The 25,168-nt window shown below is 62.4% G+C and carries 24 protein-coding genes and 1 tRNA gene; 3 read left to right on the top strand and 22 right to left on the bottom strand.

The window, feature by feature from the left end:
- Positions 1-15: 15 nt before the first annotated feature.
- The 16 genes from nuoI to F3J17_RS33930 form a co-directional block, all read right to left on the bottom strand.
- Positions 16-504 (bottom strand): NADH-quinone oxidoreductase subunit NuoI, encoded by a 489-nt coding sequence (gene nuoI / locus F3J17_RS34005; RefSeq protein WP_027819575.1) that lies wholly within the window; start codon positions 502-504, stop codon positions 16-18.
- A gap of 14 nt (positions 505-518) precedes the next feature.
- Entirely contained in the window at positions 519-1,583 is a 1,065-nt protein-coding gene (gene nuoH / locus F3J17_RS34000) for an NADH-quinone oxidoreductase subunit NuoH (protein ID WP_167069901.1), read from the bottom strand.
- The gene (nuoG, locus tag F3J17_RS33995; protein ID WP_167069899.1) at positions 1,584-3,917 is read right to left on the bottom strand and encodes an NADH-quinone oxidoreductase subunit NuoG; all 2,334 of its coding nucleotides are present in this window, start codon (positions 3,915-3,917) and stop codon (positions 1,584-1,586) included. It abuts the gene before it with no gap.
- Positions 3,918-4,012: 95 nt separating this feature from the next.
- A complete protein-coding gene (nuoF, locus tag F3J17_RS33990; protein ID WP_167069897.1) occupies positions 4,013-5,341 on the bottom strand; it encodes an NADH-quinone oxidoreductase subunit NuoF in 1,329 nt (442 codons plus the stop codon).
- Positions 5,338-5,823 carry an NADH-quinone oxidoreductase subunit NuoE gene (nuoE, locus tag F3J17_RS33985; protein ID WP_167069895.1) on the bottom strand — a complete coding sequence of 162 codons (486 nt, stop codon included), beginning with the start codon at positions 5,821-5,823 and terminating at the stop codon, positions 5,338-5,340. The genes nuoF and nuoE overlap by 4 nt, the downstream gene beginning before the upstream one ends.
- Positions 5,824-5,976: 153 nt before the next feature.
- Positions 5,977-7,230: an NADH-quinone oxidoreductase subunit D gene (locus F3J17_RS33980; RefSeq protein ID WP_167069893.1), complete on the bottom strand. Its 1,254-nt coding sequence runs from the start codon at positions 7,228-7,230 to the stop codon at positions 5,977-5,979.
- Positions 7,231-7,239: 9 nt separating this feature from the next.
- A complete protein-coding gene (locus tag F3J17_RS33975; protein ID WP_167069891.1) occupies positions 7,240-7,845 on the bottom strand; it encodes an NADH-quinone oxidoreductase subunit C in 606 nt (201 codons plus the stop codon).
- 23 nt (positions 7,846-7,868) lie between these two features.
- Complete coding sequence (locus F3J17_RS33970) at positions 7,869-8,348, bottom strand: NADH-quinone oxidoreductase subunit B (protein ID WP_027819582.1); 480 nt, start codon at positions 8,346-8,348, stop codon at positions 7,869-7,871.
- A gap of 72 nt (positions 8,349-8,420) precedes the next feature.
- Entirely contained in the window at positions 8,421-8,780 is a 360-nt protein-coding gene (gene ndhC, locus F3J17_RS33965; RefSeq protein WP_027819583.1) for an NADH-quinone oxidoreductase subunit A, read from the bottom strand.
- Positions 8,781-8,946: 166 nt separating this feature from the next.
- A tRNA-Leu gene (locus F3J17_RS33960) sits at positions 8,947-9,031 on the bottom strand.
- Positions 9,032-9,141: 110 nt separating this feature from the next.
- Positions 9,142-9,567: a preprotein translocase subunit SecG gene (gene secG, locus F3J17_RS33955; protein WP_167069955.1), complete on the bottom strand. Its 426-nt coding sequence runs from the start codon at positions 9,565-9,567 to the stop codon at positions 9,142-9,144.
- Positions 9,568-9,661: 94 nt separating this feature from the next.
- Complete coding sequence (gene tpiA, locus F3J17_RS33950; RefSeq protein ID WP_167069889.1) at positions 9,662-10,444, bottom strand: triose-phosphate isomerase; 783 nt, start codon at positions 10,442-10,444, stop codon at positions 9,662-9,664.
- Positions 10,445-10,599: 155 nt separating this feature from the next.
- A complete protein-coding gene (locus tag F3J17_RS33945; protein WP_167069887.1) occupies positions 10,600-11,616 on the bottom strand; it encodes an NAD(P)H-quinone oxidoreductase in 1,017 nt (338 codons plus the stop codon).
- Positions 11,617-11,756: 140 nt separating this feature from the next.
- A complete protein-coding gene (gene pnp / locus F3J17_RS33940) occupies positions 11,757-13,895 on the bottom strand; it encodes a polyribonucleotide nucleotidyltransferase (protein WP_167069885.1) in 2,139 nt (712 codons plus the stop codon).
- Positions 13,896-14,274: 379 nt separating this feature from the next.
- The gene (gene rpsO, locus F3J17_RS33935) at positions 14,275-14,544 is read right to left on the bottom strand and encodes a 30S ribosomal protein S15 (RefSeq protein ID WP_027795476.1); all 270 of its coding nucleotides are present in this window, start codon (positions 14,542-14,544) and stop codon (positions 14,275-14,277) included.
- 130 nt (positions 14,545-14,674) lie between these two features.
- Entirely contained in the window at positions 14,675-15,967 is a 1,293-nt protein-coding gene (locus F3J17_RS33930) for a branched-chain amino acid ABC transporter substrate-binding protein (RefSeq protein WP_167069883.1), read from the bottom strand.
- A 195-nt stretch (positions 15,968-16,162) separates the two neighbouring features.
- On the opposite strand from F3J17_RS33930, the gene F3J17_RS33925 reads away from it, so the two are divergent.
- Positions 16,163-16,675, top strand: a complete 513-nt coding sequence (locus F3J17_RS33925) for a hypothetical protein (RefSeq protein ID WP_167069881.1) — start codon at positions 16,163-16,165, stop codon at positions 16,673-16,675.
- A gap of 93 nt (positions 16,676-16,768) precedes the next feature.
- Here the strand turns inward: F3J17_RS33925 and F3J17_RS33920 are convergent, their stop codons facing one another.
- The 6 genes from F3J17_RS33920 to F3J17_RS33895 all read right to left on the bottom strand — a co-directional run bounded on the left by F3J17_RS33920 (position 16,769) and on the right by F3J17_RS33895 (position 23,856).
- Positions 16,769-18,316: a 2-isopropylmalate synthase gene (locus tag F3J17_RS33920; RefSeq protein ID WP_167069879.1), complete on the bottom strand. Its 1,548-nt coding sequence runs from the start codon at positions 18,314-18,316 to the stop codon at positions 16,769-16,771.
- 314 nt (positions 18,317-18,630) lie between these two features.
- Positions 18,631-19,506, bottom strand: coding sequence for a CDP-diacylglycerol--serine O-phosphatidyltransferase (gene pssA / locus F3J17_RS33915; protein WP_167069877.1), 876 nt, complete (start codon positions 19,504-19,506; stop codon positions 18,631-18,633).
- Between the two features lie 11 nt (positions 19,507-19,517).
- On the bottom strand, positions 19,518-20,171 hold the full coding sequence (locus F3J17_RS33910) for a phosphatidylserine decarboxylase (RefSeq protein WP_167069875.1): 654 nt from the start codon (positions 20,169-20,171) through the stop codon (positions 19,518-19,520).
- 148 nt (positions 20,172-20,319) lie between these two features.
- On the bottom strand, positions 20,320-21,336 hold the full coding sequence (gene ilvC / locus F3J17_RS33905) for a ketol-acid reductoisomerase (RefSeq protein WP_167069873.1): 1,017 nt from the start codon (positions 21,334-21,336) through the stop codon (positions 20,320-20,322).
- A gap of 124 nt (positions 21,337-21,460) precedes the next feature.
- Entirely contained in the window at positions 21,461-21,952 is a 492-nt protein-coding gene (gene ilvN / locus F3J17_RS33900; protein ID WP_027795483.1) for an acetolactate synthase small subunit, read from the bottom strand.
- A gap of 128 nt (positions 21,953-22,080) precedes the next feature.
- Positions 22,081-23,856, bottom strand: a complete 1,776-nt coding sequence (locus F3J17_RS33895) for an acetolactate synthase 3 catalytic subunit (protein ID WP_167069953.1) — start codon at positions 23,854-23,856, stop codon at positions 22,081-22,083.
- Positions 23,857-24,386: 530 nt separating this feature from the next.
- On the opposite strand from F3J17_RS33895, the gene F3J17_RS33890 reads away from it, so the two are divergent.
- Positions 24,387-24,950 (top strand): RNA polymerase sigma factor, encoded by a 564-nt coding sequence (locus F3J17_RS33890; RefSeq protein ID WP_167069951.1) that lies wholly within the window; start codon positions 24,387-24,389, stop codon positions 24,948-24,950.
- On the top strand, positions 24,947-25,168 hold a 222-nt coding region (locus tag F3J17_RS33885), incomplete at its 3' end, for a DUF3619 family protein (RefSeq protein WP_167069871.1). The genes F3J17_RS33890 and F3J17_RS33885, both read left to right, overlap by 4 nt.

Raw genomic sequence — 25,168 nt, 5'->3', positions numbered from 1 at the left:
GCGTCAAACTGAAGATCAACGGTACGGTGCATCTGCTGCCTTGTTTGCCGCGATCTGCGCTTCGTAGCGATCGCCCACGGCCAGCAGCATTTCCTTCGTGAAATACAGATCGCCGCGCTTCTCGCCGTGGTACTCGAGAATGTGCGTTTCGACGATCGAATCGACCGGGCAGCTTTCTTCGCAGAAACCGCAGAAGATGCACTTGGTCAGGTCGATGTCGTAACGCGTGGTGCGGCGCGTGTTGTCGGCGCGCACGTCCGATTCGATGGTGATGGCCATCGCCGGGCACACGGCTTCGCACAGCTTGCACGCGATGCAGCGCTCTTCGCCATTTTCATAGCGGCGCAGCGCATGCAGCCCGCGAAAACGCGGCGACATCGGGGTCTTCTCCTCCGGGAACTGCACCGTGACCTTGCGCTTGAACGTATAACGGCCCGTCAGCGCCAGACCTTTGAGCAGTTCGGTCAGGAAGAACGTCTTGAAAAACTGTTGAATAGCGGTCATGTTTCGTTCGCCCCTTATTTCCAGATGCTCAGCGGCGACATATACCAGAAGCCCACCACGATCAGCCAGACCACGCACACCGGAATGAACACTTTCCAGCCCAGACGCATGATCTGGTCATAGCGGAAGCGCGGGAACGTCGCGCGGGCCCAGATGAACACCGACAGGAAGAAGAAGGTCTTCAGGACCAGCCAGAACACGCCCGGGATGAAATCGAGGAACGCGAACGGCGCGCTCCAGCCGCCAAGGAACAGCACCGACGTGAGCGCCGAGATCACGATCATGTTGATGTACTCGGCGAGGAAGAACAGCGCGAAGCCCATCCCCGAGTAATCGACCATGTGACCGGCCACGATTTCCGATTCGCCTTCCACCACGTCGAACGGGTGACGGTTGGTTTCCGCGAGACCCGAGATGAAGTAGACGACGAACATCGGCAGCAGCGGCAGCCAGTTCCACGACAGGAACGTGATGCCGTGGCTCGCGAACATGCCCTGCATCTGCTGGCGCACAATGTCCGACAGGTTCAGGCTGCCCGACACCATCAGCACCACGACGAGCGCGAAGCCCATCGCGATTTCATACGACACCATCTGCGCCGCGGCGCGCATCGCGCCGAGGAACGCGTACTTCGAGTTCGAAGCCCAGCCGGCGAGAATCACGCCGTAGACGCCGAACGAGGAGATCGCCATCACGTAGAGCAGGCCGGCGTTGATGTCGCCGAGCACCGCGCCCGCCTGGAACGGAATCACCGCCCAGACCGCGAAGGCCGGCACCACCACCATGATCGGCGCGACCATATAGACCCAGCGGCTCGCCTGGGCGGGCTGGATCACTTCCTTGAGCAGCAGCTTCAGCACGTCGGCGATCGGCTGCAGCATGCCGCCAGGACCGACGCGGTTCGGGCCCAGACGCACGTGCATCCAGCCGATGAGCTTGCGCTCCCACAGGATCAGGTACGCCACGCACAGCAGGATCACCACCGCGACGACGAGAATGCGCACCAGCGCCCACACCGTGGGCCAGGCCACGCCGAGCAGCTGGCTGCCGCCTGCATTGATCGTATCGAACAAGCTCATTTACGCCTTCTCCACCAGCAGTTCACCGAACAGGCTGCCGAGCTGCGCGCCGGCCGGCGTGGCCGCCGACAGACGCACCGCCGTCGGCGCAAGATTCGCATCGCGCGTCGCGGGCACCGTCACCGACAGCTCGCCCTGGCGCACGCGCACGGCGTCGCCTTCCTTCAGGCCGAGCTGGTCGAACAGCGCAGCCGGCAGGCCGACCGTGTTCGCCACGCGTGCGGCCGTGGTGAGGTGCAGCGCTTCGGAGCGGCGCACGATCGGATCGGCGTGATAGATGGGCACATCGGCGATACGCTCGAAGCGGCCTTCCGCTGCCTTCGCCACGCTGCCGCGTGCAACCGTTGCTGCAGCCTTGTTCGACAGACGCGCTTCGAAGCTGCCGTCGCCGATGGCCTTGCGGCGCACATCTTCGGCGGCGTCGTATTCGAAGCCCGGCAAGCCGAGCAGATTGCCGAGCACGCGCAGGACCTTCCAGGCCGGACGCGTATCGCCAAGCGGGCGCACCACGCCGTTGAAGATCTGCACGGTGCCTTCGGCATTGACGAAGGTGCCCGACGTTTCCGTGTACGGCGCGACCGGCAGCAGCACGTCTGCGTAATCGAGGCCGGTCTTGAACGGCGAGAACACCGCGACCATTTCGGCTTGCGCCAGCGCAGCGCGCGCGGCAGCCGGGTTGGCCGTGTCGAATTCGGGTTCGACGTTGAACAGCAGGTAACCCTTGCGCGGCTGCTCGAACACTTCGCGTGCGTTCAGACCGTCGCGGCCCGGCAGTGCGCCAACCAGATGCGCGCCCACCGTGTTCGACGCTTCCGTGAGGAAGCCCAGCGTTGCGCCCGTGGTCTCAGCGATGAACTGGGCCGCGGCGTGCAGACGCGAGAATTCCGGATGCTGGACGGCGGCGTTGCCGAGCAGCACGAAGCGGCGCTCGCCTGCTGCGAGCGATGCGGCCACCTGTTTGGCAGCGTCGGTGGCTTGTGCGCCAGCGAAGCCTTCCGGCAGCGCCACGCCCTTGGCTTCCGCCACCGCTGCAGCAATCGCAGCCAGTTCGTCGAGCCATGCCGAAGGCGCGGCAACGATGCGTTGTGCGTTCGGGATCAGCGAGCCATCGGCCGTTGCGTTGAGGAACGACACCTGAGCGCCGCCCTTCGCAGCCTGGCGCAGACGCGCTGCGAACAGCGCGTGGTCGCGGCGCAGGAACGAGCCGACGATAAACGCGGAGTCTGCGTACGACAGATCGGCGATCTTCGTGCCGAGCCACGGCGCGCCTTCCAGCGGCGCCGAGAAGTCGCTCTGGCGCAGGCGGAAGTCGACGTTCGGCGTGCCGATCGCGTCCGCGAGCTGCTTGACGAGATGCAGTTCTTCGATGGTGCTATGCGGGCTGACCAGCGCGGCGAGCATGTTCTCGCCATGATCGTCGCTGATGCCGCGAATGCCCTTCACGACGTATTCAAGCGCGGTCTGCCAGTCGGTTTCCACCCACTCGCCGCCTTGCTTGATCATCGGGCGCGTGAGGCGGTCTTCGGCGTTCAGGCCTTCGTACGAGAAGCGGTCCTTGTCCGAGATCCAGCATTCGTTGACGGCTTCGTTCTCGAACGGCAGCACGCGCATCACGCGGTTGTTCTTCACCTGCACGACGAGGTTGGCACCGGTCGAATCGTGCGGGCTCACCGACTTGCGGCGCGACAGTTCCCACGTACGCGCCGAGAAGCGGAACGGCTTGCTCGTGAGCGCGCCGACCGGGCACAGGTCGATCATGTTGCCCGACAGTTCCGAATCCACGGTCTGGCCGAGGAAGGTGCTGATTTCCGAGTGCATGCCGCGGCCGAGCATGCCCAGCTCCATCACGCCGGCGATCTCGTCGCCGAAGCGCACGCAGCGCGTGCAGTGGATGCAGCGCGACATCTCTTCCATCGAGATGAGCGGACCGACGTTCTTGTGGAACACCACGCGCTTTTCTTCGCTGAAGCGCGACGCCGACTTGCCGTAACCCACCGCCAGATCCTGCAGCTGGCACTCGCCGCCCTGATCGCAGATCGGGCAATCCAGCGGGTGGTTGATCAGCAGGAATTCCATCACGGCTTGCTGGCCCTGCACGGCCTTGTCCGACGTCGTGCGCACGACCATGCCTTGCGACACCGGGGTCGCGCACGCGGGCACGGCCTTCGGCATCTTCTCGACATCGACGAGACACATCCGGCAGTTGGCCGCGATCGACAGCTTCTTGTGATAGCAGAAGTGCGGAATGTAGGTGTCCACGCGCTGCGCAGCCTGGATCACCATGCTGCCCTCGGGCACCTGCACCTTCTTGCCGTCTATTTCAAGTTCAACCATGATGGTTAATCGTCCCTAACCTGTTACCGCTCAATTGCACAGCGGCATTCCCCGCCACGCGGTTCGCGCACAACGCGCTGTCTTCACTCGCCCAGTCAGGCGGCCACGGTTTCCGTCGCCGCGTGCGAGCCGGCATGACCGCCGACCAGACAACGCTTGTTGTGAACGTGATATTCGAATTCGTCCCAGTAGTGCTTCAGCATGCCGCGCACCGGCATGGCCGCCGCGTCGCCGAGCGCGCAGATCGTGCGGCCCATGATGTTGCCCGCCACCGAGTTCAGGAGATCCAGGTCTTCCTGACGGCCAAGGCCGTGCTCGATACGGTTCACCACGCGATAGAGCCAGCCCGTGCCTTCGCGGCAAGGCGTACACTGACCGCACGACTCTTCGTAGTAGAAGTACGAGAGACGCAGCAGCGAGCGCACCATGCAGCGCGTTTCGTCCATGACGATGACCGCGCCCGAGCCGAGCATCGAGCCCTGCTTGGCGATGGAGTCATAGTCCATGTCCGTCTGCATCATCAGGTCGCCCGGAATGACCGGCGCCGACGAACCGCCCGGAATCACGGCCTTGAGCTTCTTGCCGCCGCGCACGCCGCCGGCGAGTTCCATCAGCGTCGCGAACGGCGTGCCGAGCGGAATCTCGTAGTTGCCCGGACGCTCCACGTCACCCGAGATCGAGAAGATCTTGGTGCCGCCGTTGTTCGGCTTGCCGAGTTCCATGTACGCCTGCGGACCGACGGTCAGCAGGAACGGCACGGCCGCGAAGGTTTCGGTGTTGTTGATCGTGGTGGGCTTGCCGTACACGCCAAAGCTCGCCGGGAACGGCGGCTTGAAGCGCGGCTGGCCTTTCTTGCCTTCGAGCGATTCGAGCAGCGCGGTTTCTTCGCCGCACACGTACGCGCCATAACCATGGTGCGCGTGCAACTGGAACGAGAAGTCCGAGCCGAGAATGTTGTCGCCGAGCAAACCCGCAGCGCGCGCTTCATCGAGCGCGGCTTCGAAGCGTCGATACACCTCGAAGATTTCGCCGTGGATGTAGTTGTAGCCCACGGTGATGCCCATCGCGTACGCGCCGATGGCCATGCCTTCGATCACCGCATGCGGGTTCAGACGCAGGATGTCGCGATCCTTGAACGTGCCAGGTTCCCCTTCGTCCGAGTTGCAGACGAGGTACTTCTGCCCCGGGAACTGACGCGGCATGAAGCTCCACTTCAGGCCGGTCGGGAAGCCCGCGCCGCCACGGCCGCGCAGACCGCCCGCTTTCACGTCGGCGATCACCTGCTCGGGCGGAATCTTTTCTTCGACGATACGGCGCAGCTGGGCGTAACCGCCGCGCGCAACGTAGTCCTGGAGATGCCAGTTCTCGCCATTGAGGCCGGCGAGAATCAGGGGTTTGATGTGACGATCGTGCAACGCAGTCATTTCGCAAGCTCCTCGAGCAGCTGGTCGATCTTCTCGCGGCTCATGAAGCTGCACATGCGGTGATTGTTCAGGAGCATCACCGGTGCGTCGCCGCACGCGCCCATGCACTCACCTTCTTTCAAGGTGAACTTGCCGTCGGACGTGGTTTCGCCGAAGTCGATACCGAGCTTCTGCTTCAGATATTCCGCGGCGGCTTCCGCGCCGCCATCCGGGCCGAGCTGACACGGCAGGTTCGTGCAGAGCGTGATCTTGTGCTTGCCGACCGGCCGGGTCTCGAACATCGTATAGAAGGTGGCGACTTCCTGGACGGCGACCGGCGGCATGCCGATGTAGTCGGCCACGAACTGCATCAGTTCGGGAGACAGCCAGCCATGCTCTTCCTGAGCAACGGCCAAAGCCGCCATCACGGCGGACTGTCGCTGATCGGCGGGGTACTTCGACAGCGCGCGATCGATTTCTTTCAGGCCTTCAGCTGAGATCATTTTCAGACACGACTCTTTCAATTCCTACCGTTTCAATTCCCGCCAGACAAACTCCTGCCGCGCGTTGTGCATTCCTGCTCGCTGCGACAGACGTGGCGTTCCCGGTATTTCGCCGCGCGCACCGCACCTGCGGGCGCGCCGGCAGTTTGCTACCTAGCGGTCGATTTCACCGAACACAATGTCCTGCGTGCCGATGATCGTGACCGCGTCGGCAATCATGTGGCCGCGCGCCATTTCATCCAGCGCGGACAGGTGGGCATAACCTGGCGCGCGGATCTTCAGACGATACGGCTTGTTTGCGCCATCCGACACCAGGTAGATGCCGAATTCACCCTTCGGATGTTCGACGGCTGCATACGCTTCGCCTTCGGGCACATGGAAGCCTTCCGTGAAGAGCTTGAAGTGGTGAATCAGCTCTTCCATGTTGGACTTCATGTTCACGCGCGACGGCGGCGCAACCTTGTGATTGTCGACCATCACGGGGCCCGGATTCTTGCGCAGCCACTCAATGCACTGTTTCGCGATCCGGGTGGACTGACGCATTTCTTCGATACGCACGAGATAGCGGTCGTAGCAGTCGCCGTTCACGCCCACCGGGATATCGAAATCCAGCTGGTCGTAGACTTCGTACGGCTGCTTCTTGCGCAGATCCCATTCGATGCCCGAACCGCGCAGCATCGCGCCCGTCAGGCCCAGCTGCATGGCGCGCTCAGGCGTCACCACGCCGATGCCCACCAGACGCTGCTTCCAGATACGGTTGTCGGTGAGCAGCGTTTCGTACTCGTCGACACAGCTCGGGAAGCGCGTGAAGAAGTCGTCGATGAAGTCCAGCACCGAGCCCTGGCGCGCTTCGTTCATCTTCGCGAGCGCCTTCTCGTTGTGGATTTTCGACGCCTTGTATTGCGGCATTGCGTCGGGCAGATCGCGATAGACGCCGCCCGGACGGTAGTACGCCGCGTGCATACGCGCACCCGACACCGCCTCGTAGACGTCCATCAAATCTTCGCGCTCGCGGAACGCGTACAGGAACACCGCCATCGCGCCGACGTCGAGACCGTGCGAGCCGATCCACATCAGGTGGTTCAGCACGCGGGTAATTTCGTCGAACAGCACGCGGATGTACTTGGCGCGGATCGGCACTTCGAGGCCGAGCAGCTTTTCGATCGCGAGCACATAGCCGTGCTCGTTGACCATCATCGACACGTAGTCGAGACGGTCCATGTACGGCACCGACTGGATGAAGGTTTTGTTTTCGGCGAGCTTTTCGGTCGCGCGATGCAGCAGGCCGATATGCGGATCGGCGCGCTGGATCACTTCGCCGTCGAGCTCGAGCACGAGGCGCAGCACACCGTGCGCTGCCGGGTGCTGCGGGCCGAAGTTGAGCGTGTAGTTCTTGATCTCTGACATGCGACCCTCTTATTGTTTCCTCAGACCACCGTAGCGATCCTCACGGATCACACGCGGCGTGATCTCGCGCGGCTCGATCGTAACCGGTTGATAGACTACCCGCTTCTGCTCCGGGTCATATCGCATCTCGACATAGCCGGAGATCGGGAAGTCCTTGCGGAACGGATGGCCGATGAAACCGTAGTCGGTCAGGATACGGCGCAGGTCGGGGTGGCCTTCGAAGACGATGCCGAACAGGTCGAACGCTTCACGTTCGTACCAGTTGGCCGAATTCCAGATTTCCACGACGGAGGGAACGATAGGCACGTCGTCGTCCGGCGCGAAAACTCGCAGACGCAGACGCCAGTTGTTCGTGATGGAGAGCAGATGCGAGACAGCCGCGAAACGCGGGCCGTCCCAGGCGCCGTCGCCATAGGTTTGATAGTCGACACCACAGAGGTCGACCAACTGTTCGAAGCGCAGCGACGGATTGTCGCGCAATTCCGTCGCGACATTCAGGTAATCTACCGCTTTTATGACCAAGGTCAACTCACCGAGCTTTTCAGTGAGGCTGACGACGCGCGCACCAAGGGCCGCTTCGAGGTTCGCTTTCAGGGTCTCGAGTTTGCTTGCCATATTGTGGGGGAGGCGTTTGGCCTTTATTGACGGGCGATGGTGCTAGTGCGGCGAATCTTCGCCTGCAACTGGATCACCCCGTAGACGAGGGCTTCCGCGGTAGGCGGGCAACCCGGCACGTAGACGTCGACGGGCACGATACGATCGCAGCCGCGCACGACAGAATACGAATAATGGTAGTAACCGCCGCCGTTGGCGCAGGACCCCATCGAGATGACCCAGCGCGGCTCGGCCATCTGGTCGTAGACCTTGCGCAATGCAGGTGCCATCTTGTTACAGAGGGTACCGGCGACGATCATCACGTCGGACTGACGCGGGCTTGGGCGAAACACCACGCCGAAGCGGTCGAGGTCGTAACGGGCCGCGCCCGCGTGCATCATTTCGACCGCGCAACACGCCAGGCCGAACGTCATTGGCCACAGGGAGCCAGTGCGCGTCCAGTTGATCAGCTTGTCAGCCGTAGTGGTGACAAACCCTTCCTTCAAGACCCCTTCGATACTCATGTGCTTTCCACTCCAGCGGACGGCCTGCAGTGTCCCCACAGTACCGCCCATGCTAACCGGCGATTTAACCCGTCATTCCCAGTCGAGACCACCTTTCTTCCAGATGTAGGCAAAGCCCAGCAGGAATTCGAGCAGAAACAGCATCATCGACAGGAAGCCCGGCCAGCCGATGTCGCGCAGGGCCACGCCCCACGGAAACAGGAATGCCGTTTCGAGGTCGAAGATGATGAAGAGAATGGCCACGAGGTAATACCGTACATCGAACTTCATGCGCGCGTCTTCGAACGCTTCAAAGCCGCACTCGTACGGTGAATTCTTTTCGCTGTTTGGCCGATTGGGACCGAGGATCTTGCCGATACTGACCAGCGCCACGCCCAGACCAAGACCTACAAGAAGGAACAACAGGACGGGGTAATAGGTAGCGAGGTTCAAGGCTATCCTCTATCGGTTGGTTCTGAGGTTCCGCAGGAGAACTTCTGGTCGCTCCGCGGGAATTGCTTTACATCTTTCGCGCTGCGAACAAAACAAACACGACGTATAAAGCAAAAATGCCAGCCGAAGCTGATGAAGCAAGCGGCTGGCATTTTATCGAATACATTGGTGCCGACGGCGAGACTCGAACTCGCACAGCTTTCGCCACTACCCCCTCAAGATAGCGTGTCTACCAATTTCACCACGTCGGCACTACATGCAATCCGGGAGAACAATTTTTGCAACCCGCGAATCGCTTCAAGACTTAAATTCTAACCCGTTCCCGTCATTTGTTCAATGCACAAAAACAGATTTTTGAAACTTATTTCGGAACGTCGTTACCCGGTGCCGAAGACGCTACGCCAGCAGAAGCGGCAGCAGATCCAGCCGTTGAAGCCACTGCCGGAGCGCTGACATTGGACGCTGCGGAAACACTCGCTGCGACCGGCGCGGAAGCGACGACCGGGGCTGGAGCCGAAGCGCCAAGCACGCCCGCCGAAGGCTTCGCATGATACGACCCCAGGTAGGTTAATGCAAGCGTCGACACGAAAAACACCGTTGCGAGAACTGCCGTGGTACGCGACAGAAAGTTCGCGGAACCGCTTGCGCCGAAGAGGCTGCCCGACGCGCCGCTACCGAAAGCCGCGCCCATGTCGGCGCCTTTGCCGTGCTGCAGCAAGACGAGGCCGATCACCCCGAGCGCCGACAGAAGCTGAACGACGATAATCAACGTTTTCAAATACAGCATCACACTCACCTGAGTCCTGGTTGAACGCATTCCTTGACCGGAATGCGCATGTTAAGACGGCACGACCCTCGCCAGAGGCGCCGTGCGCGATCCTTTAGCCCGCGACGCTGGCGCCCGCCGCAGCGGCCGCGCAGATCGCGAGAAAATCCTGTGCCTTGAGCGCCGCGCCGCCGATCAGGCCACCATCGATATCGGCCTGACGGAACAGCTCCGCCGCATTGTCCGGCTTCACGCTGCCGCCGTACAGCAGCGGCACGTCCGCCACATTTCCACCCTTGGCTGCCAGACGCGCGCGCAGGAACGCGTGCACCTGTTGCGCCTGTTCCGACGTCGCGCTCTTGCCCGTGCCGATCGCCCACACCGGCTCGTAAGCAACGACGATCTGCGCCGCTTCTTCTACCGACAGCACCGCCAGCACCGCGTCGAGCTGCGCACCGACCACCTGCTCGGTCGCGCCGCTTTCGCGCTGTTCCAGCGTTTCGCCCACGCAGACGATCGGCGTGACGCCCGCCGCCAGCGCGCGCTGCGTCTTCACCGCAACCAGCTCCGAGCTTTCGCCGTGATATGCGCGACGCTCCGAGTGACCGACGATCGCAAAGCCCGCCTCGAAATCGGCGATCATGCCCGCAGCGACTTCACCGGTGTAAGCGCCCTGCTCGTGCGCCGAAACATCCTGCGCGCCCCACACCACGCGGCTGCCGCCGAGCAATGCCTGCGCCTGCGCGAGATAGGGAAAAGGCACGCACACGCCAACGCGCACGTCAGCAGGCAGCGCCTGAACGCCCTGTGCGACGCCTTCGAGCAATGCAGCGTTGGCCGCGAGGCGGCCGTGCATCTTCCAGTTACCGACTACGAGCTTCGATCGTTGTTTCGTCATTGTTTCGGTTGCTGTTAAAAGCGGACGCAAAACACATCATTTTACTGTGTGTAATTGAAGCGGGTCAAACCGCCCCGCCGCTCACACGCGAAAATTCGCGTCGAAAAAGCCAGGAAAATCAAGCACGAACCCAAGAGCGTCCGGCAAACCGTCGATCAAGCCGCCTGATTCCAGTCGAGCATGATCTTGCCGATGTGCTCGCTGCTTTCCATCAGCGCGTGGGCGTCGGCGGCCTGCGCGGCCGGAAACACCTTGTAGACGACCGGCTTGATGCGCCCGTCTTCGAGCAGTGGCCAGACCTGTACGTGCAGTTCCCCCGCAATCTGCGCCTTGAATTCGACCGAACGCGCGCGCAGGGTCGAACCCGTGATCGTCAGACGGCGGCGCAGGATCTCGCCCATATTGATCTCGCCCTTGGCGCCGCCGAGCGTGGCGATCAGCACGATGCGGCCGCCCGTCGCCAGCGCTGACAATTCGCGCGCGACATAACCGCCCGCCACCATGTCGAGAATCACGTCGACGCCACGATCATGCGTGAGTGCCTTCACGACTTCGACGAAATCTTCGCTGCGGTAGTTGATCGCGCGCTCCGCGCCGAGCGCTTCGCAGGCGCGGCACTTGTCGTCCGAGCCAGCGGTTGCGAACACCCGAAAACCCAGCGCATGCGCGATCTGGATCGCCGTCACGCCGATGCCGCTCGAACCGCCCTGCACCAGCAGCGTTTCGTTCTCGCCGCCCTCGCCCTTGCCGAGCTGGGCGCGCTGGAACACGTTGCTCCAGACGGTGAAGAAGGTTTCCGGCAGCGACGCCGCCTCGATATCGGTCAGCCCCTTGGGCACCGGCAGACACTGGCCGAGCGGCGCAACCGCGTATTCGGCATAGCCGCCGCCCGCGATCAGCGCGCACACGCGGTCGCCGATCTTAAGGCCAAACGGATTGTTCTTTTCGTCGATGTTGCCGCCGACGATTTCGCCCGCGACTTCCAGCCCCGGCAGATCGGAAATGCCCGGCGGCGGCGCGTAGGAGCCCTTGCGCTGGAACACATCGGGGCGGTTCACGCCCGACGCGCTGACCTTGATCAGCACTTCGCCGGCTTTCGGCTCGGGCGTGGCGCGCTCGGCCAGTTTGAGCACGTCCGGCGCACCGAATTCGGTGATCTCGATTGCCTTCATTTTCGCGTCTCCCAAGGGGCTTGGCCCAGGTGTGGATGGCGCTGCGCCCGCGACGCGGAACGCACGGCAATCCCACCTACATTCTCATAAAAAAACGGCCGGCGCGCTCATCGCGCAGCCGGCCGTTTCAGCGTGCCGCCTTACTGCTGCGGTTCGCCTTGCGGTGCATTGCCTTCGTTCAGCAGAGCCTTCGCCGACAGACGCACGCGACCCTTCTCATCCGTCTGGATGACCTTGACCTTAACGATCTGGCCTTCCTTCAGATAGTCGTTGATGTCCTTGATGCGCTCGTTGGCGATTTCGGAGATGTGCAGCAGGCCATCCTTGCCCGGCAGCAGGTTCACGATCGCGCCGAAGTCCAGCAGCTTCAGAACCGCGCCTTCGTAGACCTGACCGACTTCGACTTCAGCCGTGATGTTTTCGATGCGCTTCTTCGCTTCGGCCATGCCTTCGCTCGACGTCGAAGCAATCGTCACGACGCCGTCGTCCGAGATGTCGATGGTCGTGCCGGTTTCTTCCGTCAGCGCGCGGATCACCGAACCGCCCTTGCCGATCACGTCGCGGATCTTTTCCGGGTTGATCTTGATGGTGATCATGCGCGGAGCGTAAGCCGACAGCTCCGTGTTCACGCCCGACACCGCCGAGGTCATCTTGCCGAGGATGTGCAGACGCGCTTCGTGCGCTTGCGCGAGCGCAACCTGCATGATTTCCTTGGTGATGCCCTGGATCTTGATGTCCATCTGCAGCGCGGTCACGCCAGCTTCCGTACCCGCAACCTTGAAGTCCATGTCGCCGAGGTGATCTTCATCGCCGAGGATGTCGGTCAGCACCGCGAACTTGTTGTCTTCGAGGATCAGGCCCATCGCGATACCGGCGACGTGCGCCTTCATCGGCACGCCAGCATCCATCAGCGCGAGGCAGCCGCCGCAGACCGAAGCCATCGACGACGAACCGTTCGACTCGGTGATTTCCGAGACGACTCGGATCGAGTAGCCGAATTCTTCAGCGCTCGGCAGGCACGCGACCAGCGCGCGCTTGGCCAGACGGCCGTGGCCGACTTCGCGGCGCTTGGGCGAACCAACACGGCCCGTTTCGCCGGTGGCGAACGGAGGCATGTTGTAGTGGAGCATGAAGCGGTCGCGGTACTCGCCTTCGAGCGCGTCGATGATCTGCTCGTCGCCCTTGGTGCCGAGCGTCGCAACGACCAGCGCCTGCGTTTCGCCACGCGTGAAGAGCGCCGAACCGTGGGTGCGCGGCAGCACGCCCGTACGGATTTCGATCGGGCGAACCGTGCGCGTGTCACGGCCGTCGATACGCGGCTCGCCGTTCAGGATCTGCGAACGGACGATCTTCGCTTCGATGTCGAACAGCATGTTGCCGACGGTCGCCTTGTCGGCCGCCGTCGTGCCGGCCGCAGCCGCGTCTTCTTCGAGCTTCGCCGACGTGGCTGCGTAGACTTCCTTCAGCTTGGTTGAACGTTGTTGCTTGTCGCGCAGCTGGTACGCGGCGAGCAGGTCGCCGTGCGCCAGTTCCGTCACGCGTGCGATCAGCGCTTCGTTCTTCGGGGCCGGCTGCCAGTCCCACTCGGGCTTGCCGCCGTCGCGAACCAGTTCGTGGATCGCGTCGATCGCCGTTTGCATCTGCTCGTGGCCGAACACAACCGCGCCGAGCATCACGTCTTCCGGCAGCTGGTCAGCTTCCGATTCCACCATCAGCACTGCGCGTTCCGTGCCGGCGACCACGAGGTCGAGGCGCGACTGCTTGCTTTGCGAGCGCGTCGGGTTCAGAACGAATTCGTTGTCGATGTAGGCCACGCGCGCAGCGCCGACCGGACCGTTGAACGGCAGACCCGAGATCGCCAGCGCAGCCGACGCGCCGATCAGCGCGGGGATGTCAGCCGGGACTTCCGGGTTGATCGACAGGACGTGGATCACGACCTGGACTTCGTTGTAGAAGCCTTCCGGGAACAGCGGGCGCAGCGGGCGGTCGATCAGGCGCGAAATCAGCGTTTCGCCTTCCGACGGACGGCCTTCGCGGCGGAAGAAGCCGCCCGGGATCTTGCCGGCCGAATAGGTCTTCTCGAGGTAATCGACGGTGAGCGGGAAGAAGTCTTGACCCGGCTTGGCCGTCTTCGCGCCGACGACGGTCGCGAGCACGACGGTGTCTTCGACGTCGACGATGACGGCGCCGCTCGCCTGACGGGCGATTTCACCGGTTTCGAGGCGCACATTGTGCTGGCCCCATTTGAATTCCTTCACGACTTTATTGAACATGGTCATGGTCACTCACTCCTTACTCATTTGTTATGCGCCGCCCGCACACGCGGACGACGCGGCAAGACAGGTTCCGATGCCGCGCAGGTCAGAGGAGTGTTATGCCATTCCAGCGCATCGCGCGACGGCGAACGCGCTGCGGCGCACTGTCGCGCCGCACGATGCGATGGAATGACACAAAACTCTGCCCCGTGGCCCGGCCCTGCTGCTTGTACTGCCGGTTTGCTACCTGTTTGCTACCTGTTTGCTGCCCTTGTACTGCCGGTTACTGCGTGGTGCTGCCTTGTACCGCTATCCGGCACGCATCGCGAGAAGCGTACCGTTCAAAAACAAAATGCCTGCATCAGTGGAACTGACACAGGCATCTTTTTGCAAGACCTTGCGATTACTTGCGCAGACCCAGCTTCTCGATCAGTGCGCGGTAACGATCAGCGTCCTTGCCCTTCAGGTAGTCGAGCAGCTTACGGCGGCGGCTCACCATGCGCAGCAGACCGCGGCGGCTGTGGTGGTCCTTCGCGTGCGACTTGAAGTGGCCAGTCAGTTCGTTGATACGCGACGTCAGGAGTGCAACCTGAACTTCGGGGCTGCCGGTGTCGCCGGTGCCGCGCGCGAATTGCGCGACGATGTCGGACTTCTTGATATCTGCTACGGACATTTTGCTTTTCCTTTAAAACAAACGAGCGGTCACGGAAGAAAGGCCGTGCCGTGCTTGGTTCTTTGCTAAAACTTACTCACCATGAAATATGGCGAGTCCGGCATTGTAGCACAGCCGGACCGCCCGGCCATCAGGGTCGCTTCATCCGGCAAGTCGTGGCGGGCACGGTGCGCGAAGCTGGCAGCGCCAGCACCGTGCGGAAGCCGTAGCCCGAGCCCTCATTGTCGTAGCGCACGCCCGGCGCGCCCTGCTTGTCCATCTGCATCACGTAAAGGGGCTGGATCATCTGGTGATCGTCGGCGCGCATCCACATCGGATGGAAGCCGTTGTCGAAACGCATGCCTTCGAGCGCCTTCGCCACCGCCGCGGGATCGGCGGAACCGGCCTTGGTGATCGCCTGCGCGAGCATTTCAACCAGCATTTCCATGCGCAGCACTGGATAGTCGTCCTGCGCCGCCGGATAGCGCGCGCGAAAGGCCTGATACCACGCGTCAGAGGCCGCACCGCCCGCGTTCGGATGCCAGTCGGCGACCGCGATCACGCGCTTGACGCCCGCGTCGCCGAGCGCCGCCGGTGCGCCCAGGCTATTGCCGTAGAACGTGTAGAAGCGCGTGTCGAGGCCCTGCTCGCGCGCCGCCTTCACCAGCAGCGTGAGGTCGTTGCCCCAGTTGCCGGTGATCACCGCATCGGCGCCCGAGGCGCGGATCTTGGCGATATACGGCGCGAAGTCCTTCACGCGGCCGATCGGATGAAACTCGTCGCCCACCACGGCAATGTCCGGACGCTGCTTGCCCAGCGCCTCGCGCGCAAGCGCACTCACGTCATGGCCGAAGCTGTAGTCCTGGTTGAGCAGATAGACCTTCTTCACCGACTTATCGGCGGCGATCACATCGGCGAGCGCATCCATGCGCATGCCCGCGTGCGCGTCGAAGCGGAAATGCCAGAAGCTGCAATTCGCGTTGGTGAGCGCGGGATCGTCGGCGGAATAGTTGAGGAACAGCTCGCGGTTATCGGGCTCGCGCGCGTTCTGGCGATCGATCGCGCCAATCAGCGCCGCCGCCACCGCCGAACTGTTGCCCTGCAGGACGAAGCCGATATGCCGATCCTGCGCCGCGCGCAACTGCATCAGCGCGGCTTCGGTGCTGCCCTTGCTGTCGAGCACGACCAGTTCCAGCGGATGCCGCCCATCGGCCAGCGCCACGCCACCCGCCGCGTTCACGCGTTCCACGCCGAAGCGCAGGTTGCGCTCGACCGCCGCGCCCGCATCGGCGAACGGGCCGGACATGCCTTCGATCAACGCGAGCTGGATTGGCTTGCCGGTGGGCGCGTCGGCCGCCTGCGCGCTTGTGCTCAGGGCACTCGCGCCGAGCAGGCCCAGCGTTGCCGCGAACGCCACCGCCGCGTGTCTGTATCGTCCTTTCATGCGCTCATTGCCTCATCGGATGCATCACGGAAAGCGCGGATCATAGGACGGACGCACGTCGCGCGGCAAGCGCAACGCCGTTCATCGGCCCTCCTCGCGGGAACGCGCCGTGTCAAAATAACGGTTCCATAACTGGCACGCGCGCTGGCACTTGCAACGCGTTCGGCCAGTACGAAATCGCGCCCTGGAGACGCCATGTTCAAGCGCCGTTCCCTCATTCGTTTCATTGCCGCCGCGCTGGGCGCGCTCGCGCTGGCCGGCTGCGTGCCGCCGTGGCAGCAGTTTCACGCCGGCGACGACAGCCAGGCGGTGATCGCCCGCTTCGGTCAGCCCAAGGAAGTCTATGACCTGCCCGACGGCGGCAAGCGCCTGATGTGGCCCACCCAGCCGATGGGCGAAACCACCATCGCCGCCGATATCGACGGCAGCGGCAAGGTGCTCAACGTGCGCCAGGTGCTGCAGCCCAACGAGTTCTACAAGGCCGAGATCGGCAAATGGACGCGCACGGACGTACTCGTGAACTTCGGCCGCCCGGAAGAAACCGCGTATTTCCCGTTGATGAAGAAAGAAGCGTGGACTTATCGCTATCTGGAAGACGGCGTCTGGTACATGCTCTACAGCTTTTATTTCGACGATCAAGGCATCCTGCGCCTGACGCAGAAGACGCCCGATCCGCTGCACGACCCGGATCTGCGCAACCGGTTCTGATCGCCGCGACGCAAGCAGACCAAAAACAAAACCCCCGCACTCTCACGAGCACGGGGGTTTTTTAACGCCTTGGCGTCAAGCGCGAGCGAACGCTTACGAACGCTGCGGATTGAGCTTGTCGTTATCCGAATGCAGCTTGTTGAGCGCCGAGATATACGCCTTGGCCGAAGCCGCGACGATATCCGGATCGGTGCCCACGCCGTTGACGATACGGCCGGCCTTCGACAGACGCACCGTCACTTCGCCTTGCGCCTGCGTGCCGGTCGTGATCGCGTTCACCGAGTACAGCAACAGTTCCGAACCGCTGCCCACTTCGGTTTCGATGGCGTTGAACGTCGCGTCGACCGGGCCGTTGCCGGCCGCTTCGCCCGTGACTTCCGAACCATCCGCCGAGAACACGATGCGTGCGTGCGGGCGCTCGCCCGTTTCCGAACGCTGCGACAGCGCGACGAACTTGTAGTGCTCCTTCTCCTGCGCTTCAGCCGACTCTTCGGTGACGATCGCAATGATGTCTTCGTCGAAGATTTCGGCCTTGCGGTCGGCGAGTTCCTTGAAGCGTGCGAATGCGCTGTTGAGTTCGGCTTCGCTGTCGAGCGAAATGCCGAGTTCCTGCAGACGCTGCTTGAACGCGTTACGGCCCGAGAGCTTGCCGAGCACGATCTTGTTCGCGGTCCAGCCCACATCTTCCGCGCGCATGATTTCGTAGGTGTCGCGCGCCTTGAGCACGCCGTCCTGGTGAATGCCGGAAGCGTGCGCAAACGCGTTCGCGCCCACCACCGCCTTGTTCGGCTGCACCACGAAACCGGTGATCTGCGACACGAGCTTCGACGCCGGCACGATCTGCGAGGTGTCGATGCCGAGATCGAGGCCGAAGTAATCCTTGCGGGTCTTCACGGCCATGACGATTTCTTCGAGCGACGTATTGCCCGCGCGCTCGCCCAGACCGTTGATGGTGCACTCGACTTGACGCGCGCCACCGATCTGCACGCCAGCCAGCGAGTTCGCCACGGCCATGCCGAGGTCGTTATGGCAGTGCACCGAGAACACGGCCTTGTCCGAATTCGGAATGCGCTCGCGCAGCGTCTTGACGAGGTTGCCGTAGAGTTCCGGCACGCCGTAGCCGACCGTATCGGCGATATTGATGGTGGTCGCACCTTCGGCGATCACGGCTTCGAGCACGCGACACAGGAAGTCCATGTCCGAGCGGCTACCGTCTTCCGGCGAGAACTCCACGTCGTTGGTGAACTTGCGCGCGAAACGCACCGACAGCTTTGCCTGTTCGAGCACCTGTTCCGGCGACATGCGCAGCTTCTTCTCCATGTGCAGCGGCGACGTGGCGATGAAGGTGTGGATGCGGAAGTGATCGGCGGGCTTGAGCGCGTCGGCGGCGCGCTGGATGTCCTTGTCGTTGGCGCGGGCCAGCGAACAGATCGTGCTGTCCTTGATCATGCCGGCGATCGTGTGGATCGCGTCGAAATCGCCGTTCGAGCTGGCCGCGAAGCCGGCTTCGATGATGTCGACCTTCATCCGCTCGAGCTGCTTCGCGATGCGGATCTTCTCTTCCTTCGTCATCGACGCGCCAGGGGACTGCTCGCCGTCACGCAAGGTCGTATCGAAAATGATGAGCTTGTCTGCTGCCATTTTGGGTCTCCGGGGGGACTTGTTCAGTGTCTAAAAACGGATTTTGGGTGTTCGCGCCACCGATGGCGACGCTGACAATGAACGAGGCTTACGGAGGGCGAGCGAGATCAGCGCGGCAGGCGCGCTAGCGCTAGCGTGCGTAGGGGCGCGCCGGCTTGAAGGGAGAAGAAGGGGAACTGGATGGTGTCCATCAGCCGACTATAGCCGGATTCTGGTGATAGCGCAATCCGAATGCGCCCGGTCGTGGCGCGCCGCAAAACAAAAAGGGCCGCGCTCATGCGCAGCCCTTTTTGCATCCTGGGCGACCGAACGCCCTATCGCTCTCTCGGCGACGATCTCGCCGGATTGTTACGTCCGCGCACCGACCGCCAGGCCCAGAACACATAACCCGACAGACCATACAGCACGAACAGGCCAAACAGCATCAGCGGCGGATCGGACGACACCAGCACGAACGCCACCACCACCAGCAGCGTGGCCGCGAACGGCACGCGATGGCGTATGTCGAGCGCCTTGCCGCTGTAGAACGGCGCGTTCGACACCATCGTCACGCCCGCGTAGATGGTCAGCACGAACGCGACCCACGGCAGCCACGAGAGCTTGACCGGCACGCGGTTATCGGTGGTGAGCCACACGAAACCGGCGATCAGTGCAGCCGCAGCCGGACTCGGCAGGCCCTGGAAGAAGCGCTTGTCCACCACGGCGATATTGGTGTTGAAACGCGCCAGACGCAACGCAGCGCCCGAGCAGTAGACGAAGGCCGCCAGCCACCCCCAGCGCCCGAGGTCCTTGAGCACCCACTCGTACATCACAAGCGCCGGCGCGACGCCGAACGACACCATGTCCGAAAGACTGTCGAACTGCTCACCGAACGCGCTCTGCGAATGCGTCATGCGCGCCACGCGGCCGTCCATGCCGTCGAGCACCATGGCCACGAAGATGGCGATGGCCGCCACCTCGAAGCGCACGTTCATCGCCTGCACAACAGCGAAGAAACCGCAGAACAGCGCGGCCGTGGTGAACGCATTGGGCAGCAGATAAATGCCGCGCTTCTTCAGGAATTCCTGGCGCGCGGCCCGGCGGCTCGCCGCAGGGCCAACCGATTCCTGCATGGCCTTGTTGCGGCGGAACGGGCGCGGCAGCGGCGCGCCGCCGGGATTACGGGGTCGACGCGGTTTGAGTCCGGCCATCGCTACCCTCCTTATGCCGATTGGGTCGGCAGTTCAGCAAGGATCGTCGACGAGGCGGACACCTTCTCGCCGATCGACACGCGCGGACGGCTGCCCACCGGCAGATACACGTCGACGCGCGAGCCGAAACGGATGAAGCCATAGCGCTGGCCGCGCGAGAGCGGCTCGCCGGCGCGCACGTAGCAGAGAATGCGGCGTGCGATCAGGCCGGCGATCTGCACCGAGGTGACGGTCGTGCCGTCGGCCATCGTCAGCACCACGGCGTTGCGCTCGTTTTCGGTCGACGCCTTGTCGATGGCGGCGTTCAGGTACGCGCCCGGGAAGTATTCGACCTTGGCGACGGCGCCGTCCACGGGCGAGCGTTGCGAGTGGACGTTGAAGACGTTCATGAACACGCTGATCTTCAGCGCTTCACGGTTGGCATACGGATCGTGCGCGGTTTCGACCGCAACGATGCGGCCATCGGCCGGGCACAGCACGGCGTTGGCCTGGGTCGGAATCGGGCGCGGCGGATCGCGGAAGAACTGAACGACGAAGATCGTGATGAGCCAGAACGGCCATGCATAGCCGAAGCCTGCGACCGCATGGATCAAGAGCGTCACGACGGCCGCAATGGCGATGAACGGCCAGCCTTCGCGCGCGATGATCGGATGGGGGTAATTCATAGTGGCTTCGCTGTTATTTTAAAACCCGTAGCATAGCAAAAGCCGCCCAGGCATCATCGCACCTGGGCGGCTTTTGTTGAGTCTGACTCAGGAATGACGGCTGCCCGGTCGTCAAAACCGCTCAGCCGGTCACACAGGCTGTGTCAGATTAGTTCTTCGACTGGTCGACCAGCTTGTTTGCGGCGATCCACGGCATCATCGCGCGCAGCTTTGCACCGACCGTTTCGATCTGGTGCTCGGCGCCCAGACGGCGGCGCGATTGCAGCGTCGGAGCGCCAGCCTTGTTTTCAAGGATGAAGCTCTTGGCGTATTCGCCGGTCTGGATGTCCTTCAGGACTTCCTTCATGACCTTCTTCGTCTCCGACGTGACGACGCGCGGGCCGGTCACGTACTCGCCGTATTCGGCGTTGTTCGAGATCGAGTAGTTCATGTTGGCGATGCCGCCTTCATAGATCAGGTCGACGATCAGCTTCAGTTCGTGCAGGCATTCGAAGTACGCCATTTCCGGCGCGTAGCCGGCTTCCACCAGCGTTTCGAAGCCAGCCTTGATCAGCTCGACCGTACCGCCGCACAGAACAGCCTGTTCGCCGAACAGGTCGGTTTCGGTCTCTTCGCGGAAGTTCGTTTCGATGATGCCGGCACGGCCGCCGCCGTTCGCTGCTGCGTACGACAGGGCGATGTCACGCGCTGCGCCCGACTTGTCCTGGTGGACAGCGATCAGGTGGGGCACGCCGCCGCCTTGCGAGTACGTACCGCGAACCGTGTGGCCCGGAGCCTTCGGCGCGATCATGATGACGTCCAGATCCGCACGCGGGATCACTGCGCCGTAGTGCACGTTGAAGCCGTGCGCGAAGGCCAGTGCTGCGCCGTTCTTGATGTTCGCGTGGACTTCCTTCGCGTAGACGTCAGCGATCTGCTCGTCCGGCAGCAGCATCATGACGACGTCGGCGCTCTTCACCGCTTCGGCCACTTCCTTGACCTGCAGGCCGGCGTTCTCAGCCTTGCTCCACGATGCGCCGTTCTTGCGCAGACCGACCGTGACGTTCACGCCGCTGTCTTTCAGGTTCAGCGCGTGTGCGTGGCCTTGCGAGCCGTAACCGATGATCGTGACCTGCTTGCCCTTGATGAGGGAGAGATCGGCGTCCTTGTCGTAGAAAACTTTCATGTTGGTTCCTTGGCGAGAGTCTGGTGAATTTCGGTACTGCTATTAGCTTTTGCTGCGCCGGATGCTGCGTTTCGTTACCGCTTCATCCGGTCAAGTTCCGGTGCAAGATCGACTGTGGTCGGGGTTACACCTTCAGAATGCGCTCTCCGCGCCCGATGCCCGAGCCGCCCGTACGGACGGTTTCGAGAATGGCGGTTGCGTCGATCGCTTCAATGAAAGCGTCGAGCTTGTCGCTCGCGCCCGTCAGTTCGATCGTGTAGGTCTTTTCGGTGACGTCGATGATGCGGCCACGGAAAATATCCGCCATCCGCTTCATCTCCTCACGTTCCTTGCCGACCGCCCTTACCTTGATCAGCATTAGCTCGCGCTCGATGTGGGCGCCCTCGGTAAGGTCGACCACTTTCACCACCTCGATCAGGCGGTTCAGATGCTTCGTGATCTGTTCGATCACGTCGTCCGAGCCAATGGAAACGATGGTCATGCGCGACAGCGAACGGTCTTCGGTCGGCGCCACCGTCAAGGTTTCAATGTTGTAGCCGCGTGCGGAGAACAGACCGACCACGCGCGAAAGCGCGCCCGGTTCGTTTTCCAGCAGAACGGAAATGATGTGTCTCATGATGTGATCCGCGATTTATCCAGCGACGTTTTCTCAGATGCCGTGGCTGCCGTTCTCCCCCGCGAACTCGCGCGCCCGTTATGTGGACGCGCGCCGCGCGAGGTCGAAACGGCGCCGTGCAAATACCGTTACAGGTCTTCCGAACCGAGCAGCATCTCGGTGATGCCCTTGCCGGCCTGAACCATCGGCCAGACGTTTTCGGAAGGGTCGGTCTGGAAATCGAGGAACACCGTGCGGTCCTTCAAGCGCAGCGCTTCTTTGAGCGCCGGCTCCACATCGGCCGTCTTTTCGATCCGCATGCCGACGTGGCCGAACGCTTCGGCGAGCTTCACGAAGTCAGGCAGCGCATCCATATAGGAATGCGAATAGCGCTTGCTGTATTCGATCTGCTGCCACTGGCGGACCATGCCGAGGTAGCGGTTGTTCAGCGAAATGATCTTCACGGGCGTGTCGTACTGCTTGCAGGTCGACAGCTCCTGAATGCACATCTGGATCGAGCCTTCGCCCGTGATACACAGGACGTCGTCGTCCGGGTGGGCCATCTTCACGCCCATCGCCGCCGGCAGGCCGAAGCCCATGGTGCCGAGGCCGCCCGAATTGATCCAGCGGCGCGGCTGGTTGAAGCGATAGAACTGCGCCGCCCACATCTGGTGCTGGCCGACGTCCGAACACACGAAAGCGTTGCCGCCCGTGAGTTCCCACGCCTTTTCCACCACGTACTGCGGCTTGATGATTTCGCTCGAACGGTCGAACTTCAGGCAGTTCTTTTCACGCCAGCCTTCGATGTCCTTCCACCAGTCGGCCAGAGCCGCCGTATCGGGGCCGTGTTCGGCGTGCTGAAGCTGCTCGATGAGCTCCTTGAGCACTTCCTTGACGTCGCCAACGATGGGGATATCGACCTTCACGCGCTTCGAGATCGACGACGGGTCGATGTCGATGTGAATGATCTTGCGCGGGCGGGAAGCGAAGTGCGCCGGATCGCCGATCACACGGTCGTCGAAGCGCGCACCGATGGCGATCAGCACGTCGCAGTGCTGCATGGCCATGTTGGCTTCGTAGGTGCCGTGCATGCCGAGCATGCCGAGGAACTTGCGGTCGCTTGCGCGGTAGCCGCCCAGACCCATCAGCGTGTTCGTGACCGGGTAGCCGAGCAGATCGGCGAACTGGTTCAGTTCGCGCGACGCATCCGCGAGGATGATGCCGCCGCCGGTGTAGATATACGGACGTTTGGCCGAGAGAAGCAGCGAAACCGCTTTGCGGATCTGCCCCGAGTGGCCCTTCGTGACCGGGTTATACGAACGCAGCGTGACGTTCTTGACCGGTTCATACGCGCACGGCGTCTTCGACACGTCCTTCGGAATGTCGATCAGCACGGGGCCGGGACGGCCGGTGCGCGCAATGTAGAAAGCTTTTTTGACGGTAGCGGCGAGGTCGCGCACGTCCTTCACGAGGAAGTTGTGCTTCACGCAGGGACGCGTGATGCCGACCGTGTCGCACTCCTGGAAGGCGTCTTGACCAATCGCGGCGGTAGGCACCTGGCCGCTGATGATCACCATCGGGATCGAGTCCATATAGGCCGTCGCGATGCCCGTCACCGCATTGGTGACGCCAGGTCCCGAGGTCACGAGGCACACGCCGACATTGCCGGTCGAACGCGCATACGCGTCCGCCGCGTGCACGGCTGCCTGTTCGTGGCGCACGAGAACGTGCTGGATCTTGTCCTGCTTGTACAGCTCGTCGTAGATGTAGAGTACCGAGCCGCCGGGGTAGCCCCAGATGAATTCGACCTGCTCGTCGGCGAGCGCCTTCATCAGCACGGTTCCGCCGATAGAGGTTGCAGCTTGAGGGTCAGATTCTTGCGAGGGGGGGACCGACGTGGAGAATTCCGCGCTGGGCATATTCATCATTCACCTTTCGAAATTTCGGCAAAAATTTGATCGGGTGCTCTCTGCCGGGCTTGTGGCTCGGGTTCAAGCGGCGCGTCCAGTTGACAGATGAGCTTCTTGGGCCACATCCGAATTGAGACAAGTCACTTATGTTGCGAACCGTCGAAGATAGCGGCTCGAAAGCATTCGGTCAAGCGCTTATTGTGCATTCATGGTTCATTCGCGCCGCATCGGGAATAAACGTTGCAAGCGCCACGAATTTGCGTGCATTCACATAGAACCAGCGTAGAGACCACTTACAGACCGGTGGTACAACACGATCCGCTAGAATCAGGTTGGCTTCTCGCTCAAGCCATTTGAAAGACGCAGACAAGGCCCGCGACATCCCGTCAAAAGGTAATAGAAAGCGGCGCCTGCGTTTTTTCCAGCTCGAACGCAAACGTCTGGCCGGACTGCTAGCCCGCTCGTGCGGAAATTTGCTACGATCCGCCAGTTTTACGACATTTTTCGAACGATTACGCGTACGCTGGTGGCGGCGCCTGCAACGGATGGCATCAGACAAGGAACTCGCCGATTTCCTGGCGGGCGTCGAAAGACGCGCGTTCAAGCAGACGGTCTACGCCGTACGCGACGACGACGCGTCGCTCGACATCGTGCAGGACGCGATGATCAAGCTCGCGGAAAAATACGGAGACCGCCCGCCCGCCGAACTCCCCCTGCTCTTCCAGCGTATTTTGCAGAATACGATGCACGACTATTTTCGTCGGCAGAAAGTACGCAATACGTGGGTGAGCCTTTTCTCGTCCCTCGGCGGTGCCGACGACGAGGAGTTCGACATCCTCGAAACTTTCGAGTCCGAATCGGGTTCGCCCGGCGTCGAGAGCAGCGAGCAGCAATTCGAGCGCGAACAGGTCCTCAAGCTGATCGAAGAAGAAATCCAGAAATTACCGGCACGTCAACGGGAGGCGTTTCTGATGCGTTACTGGGAAGATATGGATGTCGCCGAAACCGCCGCCGCCATGGGCTGCTCCGAAGGTAGCGTGAAAACGCACTGTTCGCGGGCTACGCACACGCTGGCTCAGGCGCTCAAGGCCAAAGGAATCACGCTATGAGCTCCGCTCTCGAAATCAAAGAATTAGAGTTCGTGCAGGGGATGCGCCGCGCGCTAGACGAGAGCGCGGCCAGCCTGCCGTCCGCCACCACTGCCCGCCTCACCGCCGCCCGCAAGGCCGCGCTCGCCCGCAAGAAGGCCGAGCCGGTGCTCGTGCGCGTGCCGTCGCTGGCCGCAGCAGGGGTTGGCGCGGGCATCGCCGCCCTGCCCGGCGCCGAC

Source organism: Burkholderia sp. Ax-1719, from assembly GCF_011753055.1.
Classification (GTDB): domain Bacteria; phylum Pseudomonadota; class Gammaproteobacteria; order Burkholderiales; family Burkholderiaceae; genus Paraburkholderia.
Note: the sequence above shows the minus strand (reverse complement) of the source record. Positions and strands in the feature narration are given on the sequence as shown.

Coding starts and splice junctions, on each gene's coding strand:
- rpsO (WP_027795476.1), bottom strand. CDS start 14,544: ATGTCCGTAGCAGATATCAAGAAGTCCGACATCGTCGCGCAATTCGCG.
- F3J17_RS33925 (WP_167069881.1), top strand. CDS start 16,163: ATGTTCAAGCGCCGTTCCCTCATTCGTTTCATTGCCGCCGCGCTGGGC.
- F3J17_RS33930 (WP_167069883.1), bottom strand. CDS start 15,967: ATGAAAGGACGATACAGACACGCGGCGGTGGCGTTCGCGGCAACGCTG.
- F3J17_RS33970 (WP_027819582.1), bottom strand. CDS start 8,348: ATGAGTATCGAAGGGGTCTTGAAGGAAGGGTTTGTCACCACTACGGCT.
- pssA (WP_167069877.1), bottom strand. CDS start 19,506: ATGGCCGGACTCAAACCGCGTCGACCCCGTAATCCCGGCGGCGCGCCG.
- ilvC (WP_167069873.1), bottom strand. CDS start 21,336: ATGAAAGTTTTCTACGACAAGGACGCCGATCTCTCCCTCATCAAGGGC.
- F3J17_RS33920 (WP_167069879.1), bottom strand. CDS start 18,316: ATGGCAGCAGACAAGCTCATCATTTTCGATACGACCTTGCGTGACGGC.
- ilvN (WP_027795483.1), bottom strand. CDS start 21,952: ATGAGACACATCATTTCCGTTCTGCTGGAAAACGAACCGGGCGCGCTT.
- F3J17_RS33975 (WP_167069891.1), bottom strand. CDS start 7,845: ATGGCAAGCAAACTCGAGACCCTGAAAGCGAACCTCGAAGCGGCCCTT.
- nuoG (WP_167069899.1), bottom strand. CDS start 3,917: ATGGTTGAACTTGAAATAGACGGCAAGAAGGTGCAGGTGCCCGAGGGC.
- F3J17_RS33980 (WP_167069893.1), bottom strand. CDS start 7,230: ATGTCAGAGATCAAGAACTACACGCTCAACTTCGGCCCGCAGCACCCG.
- secG (WP_167069955.1), bottom strand. CDS start 9,567: ATGCTGTATTTGAAAACGTTGATTATCGTCGTTCAGCTTCTGTCGGCG.
- pnp (WP_167069885.1), bottom strand. CDS start 13,895: ATGACCATGTTCAATAAAGTCGTGAAGGAATTCAAATGGGGCCAGCAC.
- nuoE (WP_167069895.1), bottom strand. CDS start 5,823: ATGATCTCAGCTGAAGGCCTGAAAGAAATCGATCGCGCGCTGTCGAAG.
- tpiA (WP_167069889.1), bottom strand. CDS start 10,444: ATGACGAAACAACGATCGAAGCTCGTAGTCGGTAACTGGAAGATGCAC.
- F3J17_RS33890 (WP_167069951.1), top strand. CDS start 24,387: ATGGCATCAGACAAGGAACTCGCCGATTTCCTGGCGGGCGTCGAAAGA.
- nuoF (WP_167069897.1), bottom strand. CDS start 5,341: ATGACTGCGTTGCACGATCGTCACATCAAACCCCTGATTCTCGCCGGC.
- F3J17_RS33945 (WP_167069887.1), bottom strand. CDS start 11,616: ATGAAGGCAATCGAGATCACCGAATTCGGTGCGCCGGACGTGCTCAAA.
- F3J17_RS33895 (WP_167069953.1), bottom strand. CDS start 23,856: ATGAATATGCCCAGCGCGGAATTCTCCACGTCGGTCCCCCCCTCGCAA.
- F3J17_RS33910 (WP_167069875.1), bottom strand. CDS start 20,171: ATGAATTACCCCCATCCGATCATCGCGCGCGAAGGCTGGCCGTTCATC.
- nuoH (WP_167069901.1), bottom strand. CDS start 1,583: ATGAGCTTGTTCGATACGATCAATGCAGGCGGCAGCCAGCTGCTCGGC.
- nuoI (WP_027819575.1), bottom strand. CDS start 504: ATGACCGCTATTCAACAGTTTTTCAAGACGTTCTTCCTGACCGAACTG.